Source organism: Acinetobacter dispersus, from assembly GCF_009884975.1.
Taxonomy (GTDB): domain Bacteria; phylum Pseudomonadota; class Gammaproteobacteria; order Pseudomonadales; family Moraxellaceae; genus Acinetobacter; species Acinetobacter dispersus.
Window position 1 is genome coordinate 3630417 of record NZ_CP041970.1, and the last position, 20001, is coordinate 3650417.

Below are 20001 nucleotides of genomic sequence, written 5' to 3' on the forward strand. Positions count from 1 at the left end.
GTCCTAGACTCTTTTCCCTAATTCTTATTTTTAACGATATCTATAACGGTGTCTTGCTGAGTCCTCATCTGATATCAGGATAAGCTTTCAGCTGGAGTTACTTTGGTTTCGCCCAAAGTAACCAAAGGCATTGTCATCCGCAAAACCTGTTCATTCCTTGCATGTGATTAATTTCAGCATATAGACGACTATATCTATCTTTTTGAAATCACGCAGGTTGCGGATGACATTACCGAGTATCGTATATCGGCAAAAATATTTTTTAATATGAAGTAAGTTAGAACGAATTCTTAAACTCTTCAATGACTTTTCTGACGCTGTGCCAATTTTCATCGTCTAAAGTCAATGTGGTACCAATCTGAATATTTGGAATTTTACCGCGCATACGTTCTAAACGTTGTTGGTTTGGTAACGCTAATGTTTGGATTCCATCTAATGCGGTACATGCAGCTGCACGGTCATTGCAGACTAAGCCCATATCACAACCCGCATTTAAAGCGGCTTGAATACGTGCATCCGCACCACCTGCAACACAGGCAGCTTGCATGCTCAAGTCATCTGAAAATAGTACGCCATCAAATTTAAGCTGTTGACGTAAGATTTCTTGTAACCAAAATGGTGAGAAACCTGCTGGATTTGGATCGACTTGATCATAGATCACGTGGGCTGGCATCAGTGCATCAAGCTGTGGCATTAATTTGATAAAGCTCTGCATGTCTTTGTCATAGATTTCTTGATACGAGCGGCTGTCAATTGCAGCTGCAACATGCGAGTCAGCTTTGACTGAACCGTGGCCAGGAAAATGTTTGCCGGTCGTTGCCATGCCTGCTTTTTTCATACCGCGCATAAAGGCATCTGCTAGTGGCACGATGTCTTGCATATTTTTGGCAAAGCCGCGGTCACCGATCACATCACTGACATCATTCAGGTCTAAAACAGGCGCAAAGCTAAAATCAATACCAACCGCGAGGACTTCAATTGCCATTAACCAGCCGCATTGTTCAGCCAGTTCGAGCGCTTGTTGTGGATGGCTCAGGTAATGTTCACCTAGACGTCCCATGGCTGGGAGTAAGGTAAAACCTTGTCTTAAACGTTGTACGCGGCCACCTTCCTGATCCACCGCAATAAGGATCTCTGGGCGGATTTGACGCATATGGTCGGTTAAAGCACGAACTTGTTGAGGAGATTCAATATTTCGCGCAAATAAAATCATGCCACCGACTTGCGGAGCTTGTAATAGTTCAATATCTTCTTGAGTAAGTTCTGTGCCAGCAATATCCAGCATCAATGCGCCGATCATAAGGATTCCGTTTGAATTTTGATGAAAAATTTGATGAAAAAAACGATAGCTAAATTGTGCAATGATTTGCTACATTTTGTCAGTACAGAATATGATAAAACTACATGATATTGATGATAAGTGCTTATTGGTCATTTATTTATGACGACCAATGAGTTCTACAAGTTGGTAAAGTATCGAATGAAATGTGTTCATATTGACAGTATCAGCGTGTAATAATTGCCATATCCAAGGAAGTACCAAAATTTTATGAAACTTCAAATGATAGCGTGTGCAGTTGCGATTGCGACTGGTGGTTTATTTTTCTCTCATACCATGAATGAGGCATTTGCGGCGACGGAAGCACCTGTCGTTTCAACGGTAATCAAACCATCACAAGAGCAGGCATTGGTCGCACGTCAGTTAGCCACATTGGTTGATCGCCAACATTATTTAAATATGCGCTTAGACGCAGCAACTTCAAACCGTATTTTGAATATGTATTTGGATAGCCTTGATCCAGATCATTCATTATTTTTAAGTGGTGAAGTTGAAGAATATCAAAAAAAATATGGTTCGAATTTTGGTAGCTCATTGAAAGCGGGTAATTTAACTGGACCGTTTTTGATCCATGGGCAATATCGTGATCGTTTGAAACAATTTTATGAGTTTATGTTGGCAGAGTTGAAAAAGCCGCAGAACTTAAATCAAAAAGATGTTTATCTCGATACAGATCGTGAAAAAGCACCGTATTTCAAAACGACGGCTGAGCAACAACAACATTGGCAGCAAATGCTAGTGTCACAGTTGATCAATTTGACGATTAGCAAAGAAGAAGAGCAGGCAAAGCAAAAAGCTTTAAAAGCAGATCCATCGCTTGCCAATGGTCAGGATTTAACGGGACCTGAAGATTTAACTCCAGTTCAGACCTTAACCAAGCGTTATACCCGTCAGCTAGAACGTATTGGTCGTGTGAAAAGTGATGATGTACTCGATAAAACATTGAATGCAATGTTGGCGACCTATGATCCGCACAGTAACTACTATCCACCGATTGATGCGATGGAGTTGAATCGTCAAACAACTTTGCAACTTGAAGGGATCGGGGTTTCGATTCGTCCTGAACGCGGTAATGAAGATTACACCAAGATTGAAACCATCGTCGAAGGTGGGCCAGCAAGTAAATCTGGTCAGGTAAAATCAGGTGATCGCATCATTGGTGTCGCGCAAGATGGCGAGAAAATGGTGGATGTGATTGGTTGGCCGAGCTCGGAAATTGTTGGATTGATTCGTGGTAAACGCGGTACCAAAGTTGTGGTGCGTTTATTGGGTGCAGGTGCATCAATGAGTCAAGCCCGTAATGTGACGTTAACCCGTGACATTATTCAAGAAGAAGATGCAGGTGTGCGTTCACGTACAGTTGAAATTACCCGTGATGGTAAAAAACATCTGTTTGGTGTGCTTGAAATTCCATCTTTCTATTTTGATTACCGCTCACGTCGTGCAGGTACTGAATATCGTTCAGTCTCTGAAGATACAGCCAAAGCATTAGATTCACTGAAAGCCCAAAAAGTAGAAGGTATCTTGGTTGATTTGCGTAATGACCCAGGTGGTTCTCTCGAAGAAGTTGCGCGTATGCTCGGTCAGGTGATTAAGTCTGGTCCTGTGGTACAAATCCGTGATGGTAACGGTAATGTAAATGTGTTTGAAGATACTGATGGTGGTGAGCAAATCTATGCAGGTCCAATGGCCGTATTGGTTAACCTAGCATCTGCATCTGCAAGTGAAATTTATTCTGCTGCGATTCAGGATTATGAGCGCGGAATTATCATTGGTAGTACTACGACAGGTAAAGGGACGGCACAGGTTCAATTAGATTCACTTGCTTATGGTCAGGCGACTTTAACGCAGCGTAAATTCTACCGTATCACTGGTGGTAGTACCCAAAACAAAGGTGTGATTCCTGATATCAAATTGGTTGATATTTACAATGAAGAGTTTGGTGAGCGTAAAGCGAAAAATGCGTTGAAGTGGGATACCATTCCAACAGCACCATTCAAACGTGAAGGTTCAGTGCAACCGTATGTTGCTAAATTGACTCAATCATCTGAGCAACGTGTTGCAGCAGATTCTCAATTTAAATATTTAGAAGCACGTAAAGCAATTGCCAAGAAAACCTCGGATCAAAAGAAAGTGGTACTCGATATTAATCAACGTCGTGCCGAGTTGATTGATCTTGAGAAACAAACTTTGAATGCAGAAAATCAACGCCGTATTGCAACAGGTTTGGCACCGTATGCAAACTGGGAAAGTTATCAGGCATCTATTGATGCACTGGTTGAAGCTCGTGCCAAAATGAAAGCACATTTGCGTCCACCATTGCCTGAAGAAGAAACCTTCATCAATGAAGCTGCAAATGTCTTGTTAGATTATTCGAAGTTGCAAGGTCGTTAAGCCTCACATCCTTCGATCAATAAAAAGCCCTGTTTAACAGGGCTTTTTATTTTTGTATCAACTTAATTGACACGAATCCAGATTTGGCTACGGCCAAGTACTGAGACGCCGACATAACCTCGTAAATGTAAACGTTGCCCATTGGTACTGAGTTTTGCAGTTAAGCTATAAACACGACCACTGTTCGGATCAAGGATTTTTCCGCCGGTGTAGGTCAGGTCTTTTTTATGTTTTAGTTTGGTGATGACATTTAAACCCAAAATTGGCTTATTAGTATAAGGTGCAGGGCAACCTGTGCAGAGTTCTTTAGGGGTATAACCTGTGCGTGGGGTAATTTTGATGATTTTCCCTGTGTAGGAGCCATCGGACTCTTGGCTAATCTCGACTTGTCCTTTCGGTGCGCCAGTGACATCATCAACACTTTGCCAAATACCACTAATGTCTTGGGCAAAAGCAACATGGCTCAGTGTAATTAAGAATAAAACAGAAATCAGTTTGGTCCACATGCTCAAGCATCCTTGCCACAATCATAATTGGCTTATTATTTCGGATTTCTAATCAGAGATTCAATCATTATTTTACGGTTGTATATTTTTAATATTTGAAAGTTCAACAAATTTTATAACGATGGGAGAAAAGCTTCTTCAATTTTTATAAGGAGAAAGAAGCTTGATTCTTAAAGGTATGATTAAAATAGCGGGAAATAGGGAGTACTGAAGCATTAAGTTTTATTGAGTACGAATCCAGATTTGATTACGGCCCAATGCAGAGATACCTAGGTAGCCGCGTAAATGTAAGCGTTTACCATTTGAGCTTAATTTGGCTTTCATACTATAAATTTTGCCAGAGTTTGGATCGAGAATACGGCCATTGGTGTAATTCAAACCTTCACTATGTTTTAAACCCGTCACGACATCTAAACCGACGATTGGCTTGTTAGTATAGGGTGCAGGGCAATCCACACAGATTTCCTTTGGGGTATAGCCTGCACGTGGCGTAATTTTTACAATCTTACCTGTATATGTTCCATTTACTTCTTTGCGAATCTCAACCAAGCCTTTAGGCGCCCCAGTTTTATCATCAATACTCTGCCAGAGCCCTGTAATATCCTCGGCAAAAGTAAAACTGCTTATCGTCGAGAAGAGTAGGGCACTGAATAATTGTTTACTCATTATTAGAAGTCCGTTTAATTTTTGATCTTTTATTATGTAGTCTATCTAATAATATATTCAATCATTATTTTATAGTTGTACATTTTTTAATATTTGAAAATTCAATAAATTTTGTATCGAAATTAAAAAAGCCTCTTCACTGGATGAAGAGGCTTTTGGATAGAACCGAGATCAAATTGATCAAAGAGAGGTGCGTACTAGAGACACATAATTCGTTTTTACTCTGCACGGATCCAAATTTGATTACGACCCAATGCAGATACCCCTAAATAGCCACGTAAATGTAAACGTTTGCCGTTTGCACTTAATTTAGCTTTCATACTGTAAATTTTTCCAGTATTTGGATCTAAAATACGACCATTGGTATAGTTTAAGCCTTCGCTATATTTTAAACCTGTAACCACGTCTAAACCGATAATTGGTTTATTGGTATATGGCGCGGGACAATCTACACAAGTTTCTTTTGGTGTATAGCCTGTACGTGGCGTGATTTTAACTACTTTGCCTGCATAAGTCCCATTTGCTTCTTTGCGAATTTCAACCAATGCTTTAGGCGCCCCCGTCTTGTCATCAATACTTTGCCAGAGCCCCGTAATATCCTCTGCAAAAGTAAAACTGCTCACCGCAGATAAAAATAACGCACCTAATAATTGTTTGCTCATCATTAAAAATCCTTTTAACGTTTAAGCTTACATTATGGAGGATATCTGACAACTAGTTCAATCTTTATGTGATATTTGAGGCAAATATTAAGATAAAGATAGAATAAAGGTTGGGAGCCAAATGGCTGTAAATACACCATTTACTGCCATACCGAAGGCTGCATAACGGCCAGTTACAGGTCCACGTTGCCAAGCCTGAGCGGTACCAATCGCATGCGCGGCCAAACCTAAAGCGAGGCCAGAAGCGCGCTCATCATGGATATGTTTCAAAATCCAAGGGGAGAATGCAGCACCAATCACGCCAGATAAAATTACAATCAGTGTCACCATCATTAATGGTGCATGTAATAGCGTTGCAATGTTTAAGGCGATCGGTGTAGTCACAGCACGGGTGGCAAAAGCCATAATTGTTGGCTCAGACATGTGTAGTAAATATGCCAGTCCCATTGGTAAAGCAACCGCACTGATACTGGCAAAGCAAAGAATGCCAATCATTGACTTTAGTGGGAGGTCATCATAGCGCATTGCGGCTAAGGGAATGGCCAGGGCAACGGTTACATAGCCAAGTAAATGGCTGAAAACCCCATTTACATTATCCATGTACTGTTGATAAGGAATACCGAAAATGGCCAAGAAAGCAATGACAATAAACATGCCGAAGACAATCAGTGGAACCTGAGGCATTTTTTGATTTAACGGTTTGGCAATAAGGTAGCTGATAAAGGTAATGATGAAGCCATAGATAACCATCGACATAGATCTGCTCCTTATAACCAACGCTTTGCCATTTTGGCATAAATCCATAATGGTAATAATGTACTGAAGGTTAAGATAAATAAAAATGCAGGAATTTCTTTACCCATATGTACCAGCATAATTAATGAACCCGCACAAATGGGTAGAAAGGCAAATGCGCTTTCTTTTAAAATTTTGTTATTGGTATCAATCAGACGATTGGAGATTTTTCTAAAGCGTCTCCAGATCAACAGTGTTGCTAATAAGCCAATCAGACCGACAAGATTGCCCAGTTCAGGATGCCCCAAAGCTTTTGTGATCGCGACAGCCCCTTCACGATAGACGATGATTAATAAAATCGTGCCAAGCCAAGCTGTCCAATCAATATGTTTCATTTTCTTTTTACTCTCGTTTATTCGAACGATGGCTGATCGCAATTAAGGTATTGGGTGATCGATCTCAAATTCTTCCAAAGGTCGCTGAAATTGGGAAGCTTTTTTTCCAAGAATTTCGTCTAATGGCAAATGTGCCTGTTTAATGAGTTGCTCTAATTTATGTGGAGCAATACGTACCGATAAATGTAGATCGCCTTGCTCATCATAATGTTCAGATTGAATCACATTCAGGGTATAAAGCTGTGTACGCAGTTTACCGTAAGCGGGTTTGAGCACTAAGTCAAACTGTTGTAATTGTCCCATCAGACATTGCTGTACTGCTTGGCTAAGGAGGTCAAGCCCTTGCTCAGCATGGGCAGAAACATAGACTCGATCAGGTAGATCAGACGTTTTATAAATGATTTTGGCTGCATCACCACTGAGATCAATTTTATTATAGACATGCAGAATAGGAGCATCGGCACCGATTTCTTTGAGTACAGACTCTACGGCTTCAATCTGTTCAGGCATATTCGGACTACTGCTATCAATAACGTGTAGCAGCAAAGTCGCCTCTAGAGTTTCTTCTAAGGTTGCTTTGAAAGATTCAACCAGATCATGTTGTAAATTTCGAACAAAGCCTACGGTATCTGCGAGTACAACCGTACCGACACCATCCCAGTCTAAACGACGTAAGGTTGGATCAAGAGTTGCAAACAGTTGATCGGCAGCATATACATCACTTTTGGCGAGGATATTAAACAGAGTGGATTTCCCAGCATTGGTATAGCCGACTAAAGAGATCGTTGGAATGGCAGCTTTTTGTCTTGCAGCTCGACCCTGTAAACGGGTCTGTTGTACTTTAACCAGTTTATCTTTGAGTTGAGTAATGCGGACTCGAATTAGTCGACGGTCTGTTTCCAGTTGTGACTCACCTGGGCCACGTAAGCCAATACCACCTTTTTGTTGTTCTAGATTACCGGTAAAACCACGAATTAAGCGAGTCGATAAATGTTTGAGTTGAGCCAATTCAACTTGCAATTTACCTTCATGGGTTCGGGCGCGTAAGGCGAAAATGTCCAGAATCAAGCCTGTACGGTCAATGACGCGGCATTTAAGCATGCGTTCTAAATTTCGTTCTTGAGCCGGTGAGAGCGAATGGTCAAAAATGACCAATTCTGCTTCGAGACTCTCGACTAACTCTGCAATCTCATCGACTTTACCTGAACCAATAAAAAATTTAGGGTCAGGTCTGTTACGTTGCACAGAAATATGTTCAAGGATTTCAGCACCAGCAGATTGAGCGAGCAATCGAAACTCTTCAGCATCAAGATCATCGAGGAGTTGAACAGACACACTGACTAATATTGCCCGTTCACCACTTTGACGCTGCTCAAAATTTTCCACGCTGTTATGTAATCCTTATACTTAAAGTCTTATTCTAGAATAAACTTCAAGCAAAGGGCAAAGACTTACTCGACTTATATGACATTACGACGTAAAAGTTCTATAAATCCAACTAAGGTTCCCATGTATAAAATCGACCATCCCAAAAACATTCTTAAAGCATAACCATATGGAATGGTTGTTTGGGATTCAGATGTCGTGGTTTGAGGGTTCATCACATCACCTTTTAATCTATTAATTCGATTTATTTATAATATTTGATCTGATAAATCTTTTAAAATTGAAAAAAATTATGCTCACATTCGTTTTTTGTTATTAAGGAAACTTCTACAAGCTGATATGGTCATGATATAACAGGTGAATTCAATGCATTCGTGCATACATGCGTACGGTTTTAATAATTTATGACTCAACAAGCAACAACAGTAAATAACACACCTTTAAGTTTGTTTTCGAAATTCAGTTTATACAGTAAAAAATTAGCCTCTGGTCTAGAGACGATCGGTGAGGGCTTTTATCTCATTTACCGACATGGTTTATATAAAGATCCAAATAATCCTGTAAACACACGCTATGTACAGTATTTCTGTCGTCGCTTATGTGAAGTATTTAATATTGAAGTCCAAGTCCATGGGACGATACCGCGTGAACCTGCCCTATGGGTGAGTAATCATATTTCTTGGTTAGATGTGGCTGTGTTGGGCTCGGGTGCACGGATCTTTTTCTTGGCCAAGGCAGAAGTGGAGAAATGGCCTATTTTAGGGAACTTGGCAAAAGGCGGTGGCACTTTATTTATTAAGCGTGGTTCAGGTGATTCGATTCGCATTCGTGAGCAAATTACTGAATTTTTAAAACAAGATATTCCTGTTCTGTTCTTCCCTGAAGCAACCACAACGGATGGTAGCAAAGTCAAAAAAGTACATGGACGGTTACTCGGTGCTGCAATCGAAGCGCAACGACCTGTACAGATTTGTGTGATTTGCTATGTCAACCAACAAGGTGAACTGGATTTGGTCGCACCCTTTATTGGGGAAATGACTTTTGCAGAACATGTGCAACGGGTTTTAGAAATGCCACAAGTGACTGCGCATTTAATGACATTACCTGCTATTCCAGTCGAAGGGCATACGGTAGAAACACTCACCAAGGAAGTGGACCGTCAAATGCGAGCAGGTCTAGAGCGCTTGCAGCGAAAAGTACTATCCGTGCTACCAGAAAGCTTGGAAACTACATAAACCCTTCAATTGGTAACCATGAAATCATTTTCATTCCAGCTCTTTGCCACCATTTCATTTTCGGTTCTTTGGTATAGATCAAAGGACCTTGTGGTGTTTCTCGCTGCCAATTAATGTTCTTGTTGGCATCCAACACCAATCGATATGCATAAGTCCGTAGGTTATGATCCATGGTGGTATGTACTGCTTGCGCTAATGATGGGCTATTAAGTAATACCCCAATTTCGGTATTCAGATAAGCTGAGCGTGGATCAAAGTTAAACGAACCAATAAAAACCTGTTTTTCATCCAGTGCCATCAGTTTGGCATGTAGACTTGAACGACTTAACCCCTTGATATTGACCTTGGCCTTTTTTGCCAAATCTTCGGTATGTTTATCCAGATCACTTTTATCTAAAGCGGGTAGAAACTCATAAAGTTGTACGCCATTTTCCAGCAGTTCTTGGCGGTATTTACCATAAAAAGCATGCACGACGGCCACGTCATTGGCCTTAAAAGAATTGGTCAATACTCTGACTTCGATGCCATCTTGTGCCAAATCACTTAAAATTTTTGTGCCTTTCTTTTCGGGAACAAAATAAGCAGAAATTAAATCAATATTCTTTTCGGGCTGTTCTAAATGATTAATCAGTTGGAAGTTCAGATGCTCTTCTTTTTTAGCTTTAGCTTTAATTTTATCTGGTGAGTCTTTGACAACTTCGGCTTTAACCCAGTCGAGTGAAATGTCACGATTCATCAGTGAATCAACAGCTTGAGAACGGCTAGTTAAATCTAAATAGTTTTGTACGGTAATCCGTTTATAGTGCTCATCGAGTTGCTGTTTTAAGCTTTCATAACTCAAACGATGAGATTTTTCTTTGACTACTTCTTTGACATCATAAGCATATTCATGATTCCAGTAGTCATCAAATGATTTGGAAATATCATTCACAGCAGTGCCAAAAAGCATCACATCTACGTCAGAAAATTGATAGGTATCACTGACATTGTAATATTGGTTGGTCATATTGCGGCCACCAATCAAAGCCACCTGATGATCGGCAATAAAACTCTTATTGTGCATGCGGCGGTTAATGCGCTTTAAGTCCAATACCATATCAATGGCACGATACTTACGAAAGCGATATGGATTAAAGAGTTTCACTTCAATATTTGGATGCTGGGCCAAAGCGAAGAAAATGCCTTCTGTATGTTTGGCATTATTATCATCAATCAGTAATCTGACCCGAACGCCACGATCTGCAGCGCGAATTAATGCATGTAGTGCTAGAGCACCAACTTTGTCGTTATCCCAAATATAGTATTGTAAATCTAAGGTTTTTTCGGCTTTATCGATGAGGCGCAGGCGGGCTGCTAGAGCTTCCAAAGGCTCATATAAAACATGATAGCCTGTTAAGTCTGGGTGCTGTTCTTGTAAGGGTTTGATAACCTGTGCTAATGATGTCTGTGAGGTGTCAATTTGTGAGGTAGTTTGTATGACGGGTTCAATTTTATGCTTGGGTAAAGTACTGCAACCAGTCGCTGTAAGCGCAATCGTGATATAAATCGCAAGCATATTTTTATTGTAAGCGGTTGTACTTATCTTTGTATGTTTGCTATTTAAATGAGAAAATTGCGTCATAATCGTTACTGATTAAAAGTTGGGCTCGAGTATACCATTTCATCGAAAAAGATAAATATAAGATGAGATGTATGTCCCTAAAGTGAAGTTAAAGAGGGCTGTAATGTCGAATTCAGATACGATGATCATTGGTTTTTACCTTATTTTTGCTGTTATGGCGTTTTGGGCTTTTATTCAAGCTTGGGTTCATCAAGCACGTACCGAAACCATTCATCCTTTTAAAGCCTTTGTGCATTTACTCGCGTTTTATCTGTCTTATTTATTAGTGCCACTTTGGTTCTTTAGTATTTTTGCGGGTTGGGCTGGATATTACAGTTTGCATCAAGCCGCATTCATTGGGTTACTCAGTAGTGTACTCATCTATGCGCGTTTTATAGAACCCCACCAAGTTCAGGTTAAATACCATCAATATCGTTTAGACCCTAAACGTGAGTTTACCAAGCCAATTAAAGTTGCCTTGGTTGCAGATATGCATGTTGGATTGTTTTCAGGACATGAACGACAATTAAAAAGCATTGTGAAGAAGCTCAATCAAGCGCAACCAGATTTAGTTGTTGTTGCAGGTGATTGGACTTACGAACCTGAAAACCGATTGGTACAAGAGCTCGATGTTTTAAAGCAAATTCAGGCACCCGTTTATTCGGTACCTGGTAATCATGATGAACAATATCCAGGTCCTCCAATTCAGGCATTATTGAATAAAGCACTGGAACAAAACGATGTCATCGATATCGAAGGGAAAATTGTTGATTTTGATGAGTTCCGTTTGATCGGGATTGGAGACTTATGGGCAGGGAAGGCGAATATGCGTTTTATGCCAGATTTACCACAAGATAAGCCTTGGTTGATTTTGTCACATAACCCTGACACGGTTGATATGGTTCCTGAATTACCAACGCGTCCATTGATGCTTTCAGGGCATACGCATGGCGGACAAATCGAGCTGCCATGGATTACCAGTTATATTATGAAACGGGTTTCTATTTTGGGACACAAGAAAGGTTTCTATACACACGAACATGCGGATGTTTTTGTTACGGTAGGCACTGGAATGGTCGGGGTACCCTTTCGTTTTCGAGTTCCACCGACAATCGATATTATTGAATTAATTTAAATAAAAAAACCGACTGCATTGAGTCGGTTTTTTTATTGAAGCGATGTGCTTATGGGATAATGATGACATTAACGCGGCGGTTGCTAGCGCGGTTTTCATCAGAGGTATTCGGAACAAATGGCTGATGTGAACCACGACCAACCACAGTTAAATTATTTTGCTTGAAACCCTGAGCAATAAAGATGGTTGAAACACTTTGAGCACGTTCCTCAGAGAGTTTTTGGTTGTACTCTGGATTGCCGATATCATCGGTATGGCCTACGATTTTTAATTTCTCGAGGTCATATTTGTTCAATTGAGTTGCCAAACGAACAATTTCTTTTTGATGTTCAGGTTTGATCTCTGATGTATTAAAGTCAAATAACAAACGCTCAGGCAGACCAAGTGTCCAGCCTTCATCTGTTAGAACGAAGCCTTCTTTCTTAAGCATTTTGACCTGACGATACTTCAACGGGCCAAAACTCAAGCAGCCAGCCAATGTTAGGCAGAGTAACGCAATAAATGAAATTTTAATGGTGTGAGTGCGCATAACATGTCCTAAATTTCTGGTTTATAAAGAAACCAATGTGGATTTAAACTCTTAGCTTTATACATGGCTTGATCGGCTTGCATAATCAAATCCTCTGGATTCTCTGCAAACTGAGAAAAAGCAACCCCTAAGCTAAAACCGAAATGAATCGTTTGTCCGTTAAACTCTAAAGGTTGTTCGCAACTTGCGAGCACGCCTTCAGCAATTGTCCTTAAATGATCTGTATGGTGAATCGAATGCAAAATGATGGCAAACTCATCACCGCCTAAACGTGCAATGAAATCTTCATAGCGGACAGAAAGTCTTAAACGAGTTGCCATTTCTTTTAAAACGGCATCGCCAGCTAAATGTCCATATTCATCATTAATGACTTTGAACTTATTATTGTCGATAAATAATAAAGCTGAGCTATGACGATATTGTGGATTTTCAAAAATATTAAATAATTCTTGGTAAAAATAATGACGATTTGGCAAGCTCGTCAATTGGTCATGATGTGCTTGGAATGAAAGTTGTCGATTTTCTTTTTGCAGGTGTGTATGCCAAATTTGGATTTCTTCTAATAGTTCGTTAAATACGGTATTTAAATTCTGAAATTCATGAATGTGGTTGTTTGGAAAACGCAAATTATAGGCTTTTTGATCACTGACCAATTGCGCGATATGCGTTAATGGTTTGATCGCTTGCATAATCTGGCGATAAGTAATGTTTACTGACCAAAGTAAAGCAATCACGATGAAAAACATCGAAATTGCAAGACCAATAATAATGGTTTTTAGAAAATGTAAAATATTCTCTGAACTACCATAGAGTACTAATTCCCCAACTTTCTTTTTATGATGAATCACAATCAATTTAACTGGGTCATGTAAAAACCATCGATCCATTAAATCCTGCATCACTGAGGTATGCGCAATTTTTTTGGTACTTTCGGCTAACAATTTCTGTTGAGGATCATAAACATGAATGCTGCGTATCGCATGTTCACTTGTATAATCATCAAGGATTTGATCAATTGCCCCTTTATCTCTAAACACGACCGCAGGTTGCACACGCTCCAATACGGTTTGACTTAATAGCTGCAAATTTTGTTTTGCATACGTTTCCATAGTGAACATAGAAATGGTGGCAAAAGTAAAAGAGCAGATGACAAAGGTAATGGCAAAGATCGCAAATTGTGATTTACGGAATAATGCGTGTAAGGATGTGGATTGATATAAGTTTGAAATCACTATGTCTACCCCGCATTCTTTGCTAAGAGTAAAACACGAGGATCAATATGTACTTTGGAATAGCTCAACGCATCCAAATTCACCTTAAAAGTAGAAAATGTCTTCTTATTGTATAAACAGAAAATACTACCGACTTCACAGGCTGGATTATTGGTACTTAACGACAATAATGAACGAGACGGATACGCCTGAATTAAGTTTTGCTGTTGTTGAGGCGGTGTTATTGTGAAATAGGCCACATGACATTCTGTTTTGGGAAAATCTTTAGCCGTCACAGCCTGAACTTGATACTCATAAGCAAGCTGACGAATATTGGCCTGAAACTGATTTGCCGCATCTTGATTATCGATCACGCAAATTGTCGGGCGACTGGTGTTCGACCATTTACTATAACTTAATATAGATAAAGCCAGCTCATAGAAGTTATGCGTTGAAATGGCATAGCAAAGCGGGCTCGCAGCAAATAATGCAGCAAGTAATAAAGAACGAGCTTTTTTACGACCAAACCGTATTTTCAATCAAAAGTGCCAAAAAATGTGAAGCAAGAGACATATTCTACTGGACTTAATTGTTTAAAAAAAGTTCTTAAACACAAAGAAAAGGCATTAAAAGTAACTGTTCAGTTCAAAAAATAATCGCTTGATTTGATAATTTAAGAATATTTGAAAAAGGGGGTTGTATTGGGTTTGGAATGCTGTAGAATGCACATCCATCGGCGGTGATGCAGATAAAAACTTGTTGAGAAACAAGGATTTGGCTTAAGGGTTAAATTTTTGGGTTTGAGAATAAGTTTTGAAAATATCTAAATTACCTGTTGACTTTAAAGAAATTTAGAGTAATATAGCCGACCTAGCTTGATGATGACGAATCATCGAGAAGATCATTAAGAGAATAGAAGAACAACTTGTGTGGATTTTTACTGATTGATCGATCGAAAATATTTCATTGATTGAATGGTAGAAATTTCTCGAAGTTTATTTGAGCGAATTTTTAGTCAGAAAATTGATGAGCCAAGATTTGTAGCCATAAGCTACTAATGATTTTAAACTGAAGAGTTTGATCATGGCTCAGATTGAACGCTGGCGGCAGGCTTAACACATGCAAGTCGAGCGGAGTGATGGTGCTTGCACTATCACTTAGCGGCGGACGGGTGAGTAATGCTTAGGAATCTGCCATTTAGTGGGGGACAACATTCCGAAAGGAATGCTAATACCGCATACGTCCTACGGGAGAAAGCAGGGGATCTTCGGACCTTGCGCTAAATGATGAGCCTAAGTCGGATTAGCTAGTTGGTGGGGTAAAGGCCTACCAAGGCGACGATCTGTAGCGGGTCTGAGAGGATGATCCGCCACACTGGGACTGAGACACGGCCCAGACTCCTACGGGAGGCAGCAGTGGGGAATATTGGACAATGGGCGGAAGCCTGATCCAGCCATGCCGCGTGTGTGAAGAAGGCCTTTTGGTTGTAAAGCACTTTAAGCGAGGAGGAGGCTCTCCTAGTTAATACCTAGGAAGAGTGGACGTTACTCGCAGAATAAGCACCGGCTAACTCTGTGCCAGCAGCCGCGGTAATACAGAGGGTGCGAGCGTTAATCGGATTTACTGGGCGTAAAGCGTGCGTAGGCGGCTGATTAAGTCGGATGTGAAATCCCTGAGCTTAACTTAGGAATTGCATTCGATACTGGTCAGCTAGAGTATGGGAGAGGATGGTAGAATTCCAGGTGTAGCGGTGAAATGCGTAGAGATCTGGAGGAATACCGATGGCGAAGGCAGCCATCTGGCCTAATACTGACGCTGAGGTACGAAAGCATGGGGAGCAAACAGGATTAGATACCCTGGTAGTCCATGCCGTAAACGATGTCTACTAGCCGTTGGGGCCTTTGAGGCTTTAGTGGCGCAGCTAACGCGATAAGTAGACCGCCTGGGGAGTACGGTCGCAAGACTAAAACTCAAATGAATTGACGGGGGCCCGCACAAGCGGTGGAGCATGTGGTTTAATTCGATGCAACGCGAAGAACCTTACCTGGCCTTGACATACTAGAAACTTTCCAGAGATGGATTGGTGCCTTCGGGAATCTAGATACAGGTGCTGCATGGCTGTCGTCAGCTCGTGTCGTGAGATGTTGGGTTAAGTCCCGCAACGAGCGCAACCCTTTTCCTTATTTGCCAGCGAGTAATGTCGGGAACTTTAAGGATACTGCCAGTGACAAACTGGAGGAAGGCGGGGACGACGTCAAGTCATCATGGCCCTTACGGCCAGGGCTACACACGTGCTACAATGGTCGGTACAAAGGGTTGCTACCTAGCGATAGGATGCTAATCTCAAAAAGCCGATCGTAGTCCGGATTGGAGTCTGCAACTCGACTCCATGAAGTCGGAATCGCTAGTAATCGCGGATCAGAATGCCGCGGTGAATACGTTCCCGGGCCTTGTACACACCGCCCGTCACACCATGGGAGTTTGTTGCACCAGAAGTAGGTAGTCTAACCGCAAGGAGGACGCTTACCACGGTGTGGCCGATGACTGGGGTGAAGTCGTAACAAGGTAGCCGTAGGGGAACCTGCGGCTGGATCACCTCCTTAACGAAAGATTGACGATCGGTAAGAATCCACAACAAGTTGTTCTTCGAAGATGTATCTGAGGGTCTGTAGCTCAGTTGGTTAGAGCACACGCTTGATAAGCGTGGGGTCACAAGTTCAAGTCTTGTCAGACCCACCAAATCTGATTGCAGTAGCTTAGATTGAAAGATATGTCGTTCATTAAATGATAAGCTGGGGACTTAGCTTAGTTGGTAGAGCGCCTGCTTTGCACGCAGGAGGTCAGGAGTTCGACTCTCCTAGTCTCCACCATACATTACAAAGTGATGTAAAACGAAAGTTGAATTCCAAGATAGCTTATAGAATTTAGTAAGTAGATAGCTTATTAAGTTCTGTGATTTATCACAGTTTACTACACACCGACGAGGTGGTAGTTAATCATTAACAGATTAGAAAATTGAGTCTGAAATAAATTGTTCAAACTCGATTAATTTGACACTAACGGTAATACGTAAGTATTGCAGTTGGATGAAGAATTAATCTGAGAACTAGCAAATTAACTGAATCAAGCGTTTTGGTATATGAATTAGATTGAAGCTGTACGGTGATTAAATTCACAGGACAACAGATGGTAGCAATTAAGTTTGCAACGATAACACTCACTTGTATGTGTTAACGACTGTTTGGGGTTGTATAGTCAAGTAATTAAGTGCATGTGGTGGATGCCTTGGCAGTCAGAGGCGATGAAAGACGTAATAGCCTGCGATAAGCTCCGGGGAGGCGGCAAATATCCTTTGATCCGGAGATTTCTGAATGGGGGAACCCACCCGCTATAAGGCGGGTATCATAAGCTGAATACATAGGCTTATGAAGCGAACGAGGGGAAGTGAAACATCTCAGTACCCTTAGGAAAAGAAATCAATTGAGATTCCCTTAGTAGCGGCGAGCGAACGGGGAGCAGCCCATTAAGTTGTGTGTGTTCTAGTGGAACGCTCTGGGAAGTGCGAACGTAGAGGGTGATATTCCCGTACACGAAAGGGCACACACAATGATGACGAGTAGGGCGAGGCACGTGAAACCTTGTCTGAATATGGGGGGACCATCCTCCAAGGCTAAATACTCCTGACTGACCGATAGTGAACCAGTACCGTGAGGGAAAGGCGAAAAGAACCCCTGTGAGGGGAGTGAAATAGATCCTGAAACCGCATGCATACAAGCAGTGGGAGCCGACTTGTTCGGTGACTGCGTACCTTTTGTATAATGGGTCAGCGACTTATATTCAGTAGCGAGGTTAACCGAATAGGGGAGCCGTAGAGAAATCGAGTCTTAATAGGGCGTTTAGTTGCTGGGTATAGACCCGAAACCAGGCGATCTATCCATGAGCAGGTTGAAGGTTGGGTAACACTAACTGGAGGACCGAACCCACTGTCGTTGAAAAGCCAGGGGATGACTTGTGGATAGGGGTGAAAGGCTAATCAAGCCTGGTGATAGCTGGTTCTCCCCGAAAGCTATTTAGGTAGCGCCTCGGACGAATACCATTGGGGGTAGAGCACTGTTTCGGCTAGGGGGTCATCCCGACTTACCAAACCGATGCAAACTCCGAATACCAATGAGTACTATCCGGGAGACAGACTGCGGGTGCTAACGTCCGTAGTCAAGAGGAAAACAATCCAGACCGCCAGCTAAGGCCCCAAAATCATAGTTAAGTGGGAAACGATGTGGGAAGGCATAGACAGCTAGGAGGTTGGCTTAGAAGCAGCCACCCTTTAAAGAAAGCGTAATAGCTCACTAGTCGAGTCGGCCTGCGCGGAAGATGTAACGGGGCTAAAACTATGTGCCGAAGCTGCGGATTTACGCATTAGCGTAAGTGGTAGGGGAGCGTTCTGTAAGCCGATGAAGGTGTATTGAGAAGTATGCTGGAGGTATCAGAAGTGCGAATGCTGACGTGAGTAACGACAAAACGGGTGAAAAACCCGTTCGCTGAAAGACCAAGGGTTCCAGTCCAACGTTAATCGGGGCTGGGTGAGTCGACCCCTAAGGCGAGGCCGAGAGGCGTAGTCGATGGGAAATTGGTTAATATTCCAATACTTCTGTGTAATGCGATGAGAGGACGGAGAAGGTTAAGTCAGCCTGGCGTTGGTTGTCCAGGTGGAAGGCAGTAGGCATGCATCTTAGGCAAATCCGGGGTGCTCTATGCTGAGAGCTGATAGCAAGCTGTACTTGTACAGTGAAGTGGCTGATACCATGCTTCCAGGAAAAGTCTCTAAGCTTCAGTTACACAGGAATCGTACCCGAAACCGACACAGGTGGTCAGGTCGAGTAGACCAAAGCGCTTGAGAGAACTCTGCTGAAGGAACTAGGCAAAATGGTACCGTAACTTCGGGAGAAGGTACGCTGCTGACGGTGATGGGACTTGCTCCCTGAGCTATTGGCAGCCACAGAAACCAGGCCGCTGCAACTGTTTATTAAAAACATAGCACTCTGCAAACACGAAAGTGGACGTATAGGGTGTGATGCCTGCCCGGTGCTGGAAGGTTAATTGATGGGGTTAGCGTAAGCGAAGCTCTTGATCGAAGCCCCAGTAAACGGCGGCCGTAACTATAACGGTCCTAAGGTAGCGAAATTCCTTGTCGGGTAAGTTCCGACCTGCACGAATGGCATAATGATGGCGGCGCTGTCTCCAGCAGAGGCTCAGTGAAATCGAATTCGCCGTGAAGATGCGGTGTACCCGCGGCTAGACGGAAAGACCCCGTGAACCTTTACTGCAGCTTGACATTGAACTTTGACCTTACTTGTGTAGGATAGGTGGGAGGCTTTGAAGTTGGAACGCTAGTTCCAATGGAGCCGTCCTTGAAATACCACCCTGGTAATGTTGAGGTTCTAACTCTGCCCCGTAATCCGGGGCGAGGACCATGTCTGGTGGGTAGTTTGACTGGGGCGGTCTCCTCCTAAAGAGTAACGGAGGAGTACGAAGGTGCGCTCAGCGTGGTCGGAAATCACGCGTAGAGTATAAAGGCAAAAGCGCGCTTAACTGCGAGACCCACAAGTCGAGCAGGTACGAAAGTAGGTCTTAGTGATCCGGTGGTTCTGTATGGAAGGGCCATCGCTCAACGGATAAAAGGTACTCTGGGGATAACAGGCTGATACCGCCCAAGAGTTCATATCGACGGCGGTGTTTGGCACCTCGATGTCGGCTCATCTCATCCTGGGGCTGAAGCAGGTCCCAAGGGTATGGCTGTTCGCCATTTAAAGAGGTACGCGAGCTGGGTTTAGAACGTCGTGAGACAGTTCGGTCCCTATCTACCGTGGGCGCTGGAAATTTGAGAGGATCTGCTCCTAGTACGAGAGGACCAGAGTGGACGAACCTCTGGTGTACCGGTTGTGACGCCAGTCGCATCGCCGGGTAGCTATGTTCGGAAGGGATAACCGCTGAAAGCATCTAAGCGGGAAGCCTACCTCAAGATAAGATTTCCCTAGGAATTTATTCCTCTAAAGAGCCGTTCGAGACTAGGACGTTGATAGGTTGGGTGTGGAAGCACGGTGACGTGTGAAGCTGACCAATACTAATTGCTCGTGAGGCTTGACTATACAACACCCAAGCAGTTGTATGTAAAGCTGATAATCGATTCATAAAAGATCAGTTAAACCTG

At 42.3% G+C, this 20001-nt stretch carries 15 protein-coding genes, 2 tRNA genes and 2 rRNA genes; 7 read left to right on the plus strand and 12 right to left on the minus strand.

Annotated elements, in window-relative coordinates; all coding sequences use genetic code 11:
• Positions 1-277 precede the first annotated feature (277 nt).
• A complete protein-coding gene (gene nagZ / locus FPL17_RS16760) occupies positions 278-1300 on the minus strand; it encodes a beta-N-acetylhexosaminidase (RefSeq protein WP_159886301.1) in 1023 nt (340 codons plus the stop codon).
• A 249-nt stretch (positions 1301-1549) separates the two neighbouring features.
• On the opposite strand from nagZ, the gene FPL17_RS16765 reads away from it, so the two are divergent.
• Complete coding sequence (locus tag FPL17_RS16765) at positions 1550-3733, plus strand: carboxy terminal-processing peptidase (protein ID WP_151716823.1); 2184 nt, start codon at positions 1550-1552, stop codon at positions 3731-3733.
• Positions 3734-3795: 62 nt separating this feature from the next.
• Here the strand turns inward: FPL17_RS16765 and FPL17_RS16770 are convergent, their stop codons facing one another.
• The 7 genes from FPL17_RS16770 to FPL17_RS18825 all read right to left on the minus strand — a co-directional run bounded on the left by FPL17_RS16770 (position 3796) and on the right by FPL17_RS18825 (position 8298).
• Complete coding sequence (locus FPL17_RS16770; protein ID WP_005185041.1) at positions 3796-4239, minus strand: DUF2147 domain-containing protein; 444 nt, start codon at positions 4237-4239, stop codon at positions 3796-3798.
• A 222-nt stretch (positions 4240-4461) separates the two neighbouring features.
• The gene (locus FPL17_RS16775; RefSeq protein ID WP_151716822.1) at positions 4462-4908 is read right to left on the minus strand and encodes a DUF2147 domain-containing protein; all 447 of its coding nucleotides are present in this window, start codon (positions 4906-4908) and stop codon (positions 4462-4464) included.
• Between the two features lie 215 nt (positions 4909-5123).
• Positions 5124-5567 (minus strand): DUF2147 domain-containing protein, encoded by a 444-nt coding sequence (locus FPL17_RS16780; protein WP_032864326.1) that lies wholly within the window; start codon positions 5565-5567, stop codon positions 5124-5126.
• Between the two features lie 87 nt (positions 5568-5654).
• On the minus strand, positions 5655-6323 hold the full coding sequence (locus FPL17_RS16785) for an LrgB family protein (RefSeq protein ID WP_159886303.1): 669 nt from the start codon (positions 6321-6323) through the stop codon (positions 5655-5657).
• A gap of 11 nt (positions 6324-6334) precedes the next feature.
• On the minus strand, positions 6335-6697 hold the full coding sequence (locus FPL17_RS16790; RefSeq protein WP_159886305.1) for a hypothetical protein: 363 nt from the start codon (positions 6695-6697) through the stop codon (positions 6335-6337).
• A gap of 42 nt (positions 6698-6739) precedes the next feature.
• Complete coding sequence (gene hflX, locus FPL17_RS16795; protein WP_159886313.1) at positions 6740-8083, minus strand: ribosome rescue GTPase HflX; 1344 nt, start codon at positions 8081-8083, stop codon at positions 6740-6742.
• 74 nt (positions 8084-8157) lie between these two features.
• Positions 8158-8298, minus strand: a complete 141-nt coding sequence (locus FPL17_RS18825) for a hypothetical protein (RefSeq protein WP_005146968.1) — start codon at positions 8296-8298, stop codon at positions 8158-8160.
• A 189-nt stretch (positions 8299-8487) separates the two neighbouring features.
• Here FPL17_RS18825 and FPL17_RS16800 point away from each other — a divergent pair, with 189 nt between their 5' ends.
• Positions 8488-9318 carry a lysophospholipid acyltransferase family protein gene (locus FPL17_RS16800; protein WP_005208950.1) on the plus strand — a complete coding sequence of 277 codons (831 nt, stop codon included), beginning with the start codon at positions 8488-8490 and terminating at the stop codon, positions 9316-9318.
• Here the strand turns inward: FPL17_RS16800 and FPL17_RS16805 are convergent.
• Positions 9311-10873 (minus strand): phospholipase D family protein, encoded by a 1563-nt coding sequence (locus FPL17_RS16805; RefSeq protein WP_228128293.1) that lies wholly within the window; start codon positions 10871-10873, stop codon positions 9311-9313. The genes FPL17_RS16800 and FPL17_RS16805 overlap by 8 nt on opposite strands.
• A 169-nt stretch (positions 10874-11042) precedes the next feature.
• Between FPL17_RS16805 and FPL17_RS16810 the strand changes: the two genes are divergently transcribed.
• Positions 11043-12053 (plus strand): metallophosphoesterase, encoded by a 1011-nt coding sequence (locus FPL17_RS16810; protein WP_159886315.1) that lies wholly within the window; start codon positions 11043-11045, stop codon positions 12051-12053.
• 49 nt (positions 12054-12102) lie between these two features.
• On the opposite strand, the gene yfiB is transcribed toward FPL17_RS16810, so the two are convergent.
• From yfiB to yfiR, 3 genes are read right to left on the minus strand one after another with little or no spacing between them, the layout of a single operon-like run.
• Positions 12103-12582, minus strand: a complete 480-nt coding sequence (gene yfiB / locus FPL17_RS16815) for an outer membrane lipoprotein YfiB (RefSeq protein ID WP_005185028.1) — start codon at positions 12580-12582, stop codon at positions 12103-12105.
• A gap of 8 nt (positions 12583-12590) precedes the next feature.
• A complete protein-coding gene (dgcN, locus tag FPL17_RS16820; RefSeq protein ID WP_005208944.1) occupies positions 12591-13814 on the minus strand; it encodes a diguanylate cyclase DgcN/YfiN in 1224 nt (407 codons plus the stop codon).
• Positions 13815-13819: 5 nt separating this feature from the next.
• A complete protein-coding gene (gene yfiR, locus FPL17_RS16825; protein WP_151716821.1) occupies positions 13820-14332 on the minus strand; it encodes a regulatory sequestration protein YfiR in 513 nt (170 codons plus the stop codon).
• Positions 14333-14858: 526 nt separating this feature from the next.
• On the opposite strand from yfiR, the gene FPL17_RS16830 reads away from it, so the two are divergent.
• From FPL17_RS16830 to FPL17_RS16845, 4 genes are all read left to right on the plus strand, one after another.
• Positions 14859-16396: ribosomal RNA gene (locus tag FPL17_RS16830) — 16S ribosomal RNA — on the plus strand.
• 59 nt (positions 16397-16455) lie between these two features.
• A tRNA-Ile gene (locus FPL17_RS16835) sits at positions 16456-16532 on the plus strand.
• A 55-nt stretch (positions 16533-16587) separates the two neighbouring features.
• A tRNA-Ala gene (locus FPL17_RS16840) sits at positions 16588-16663 on the plus strand.
• A 383-nt stretch (positions 16664-17046) separates the two neighbouring features.
• Positions 17047-19939: ribosomal RNA gene (locus FPL17_RS16845) — 23S ribosomal RNA — on the plus strand.
• The 16S and 23S rRNA genes sit together here with 2 tRNA genes alongside, the layout of an rRNA operon.
• Positions 19940-20001 lie beyond the last annotated feature (62 nt).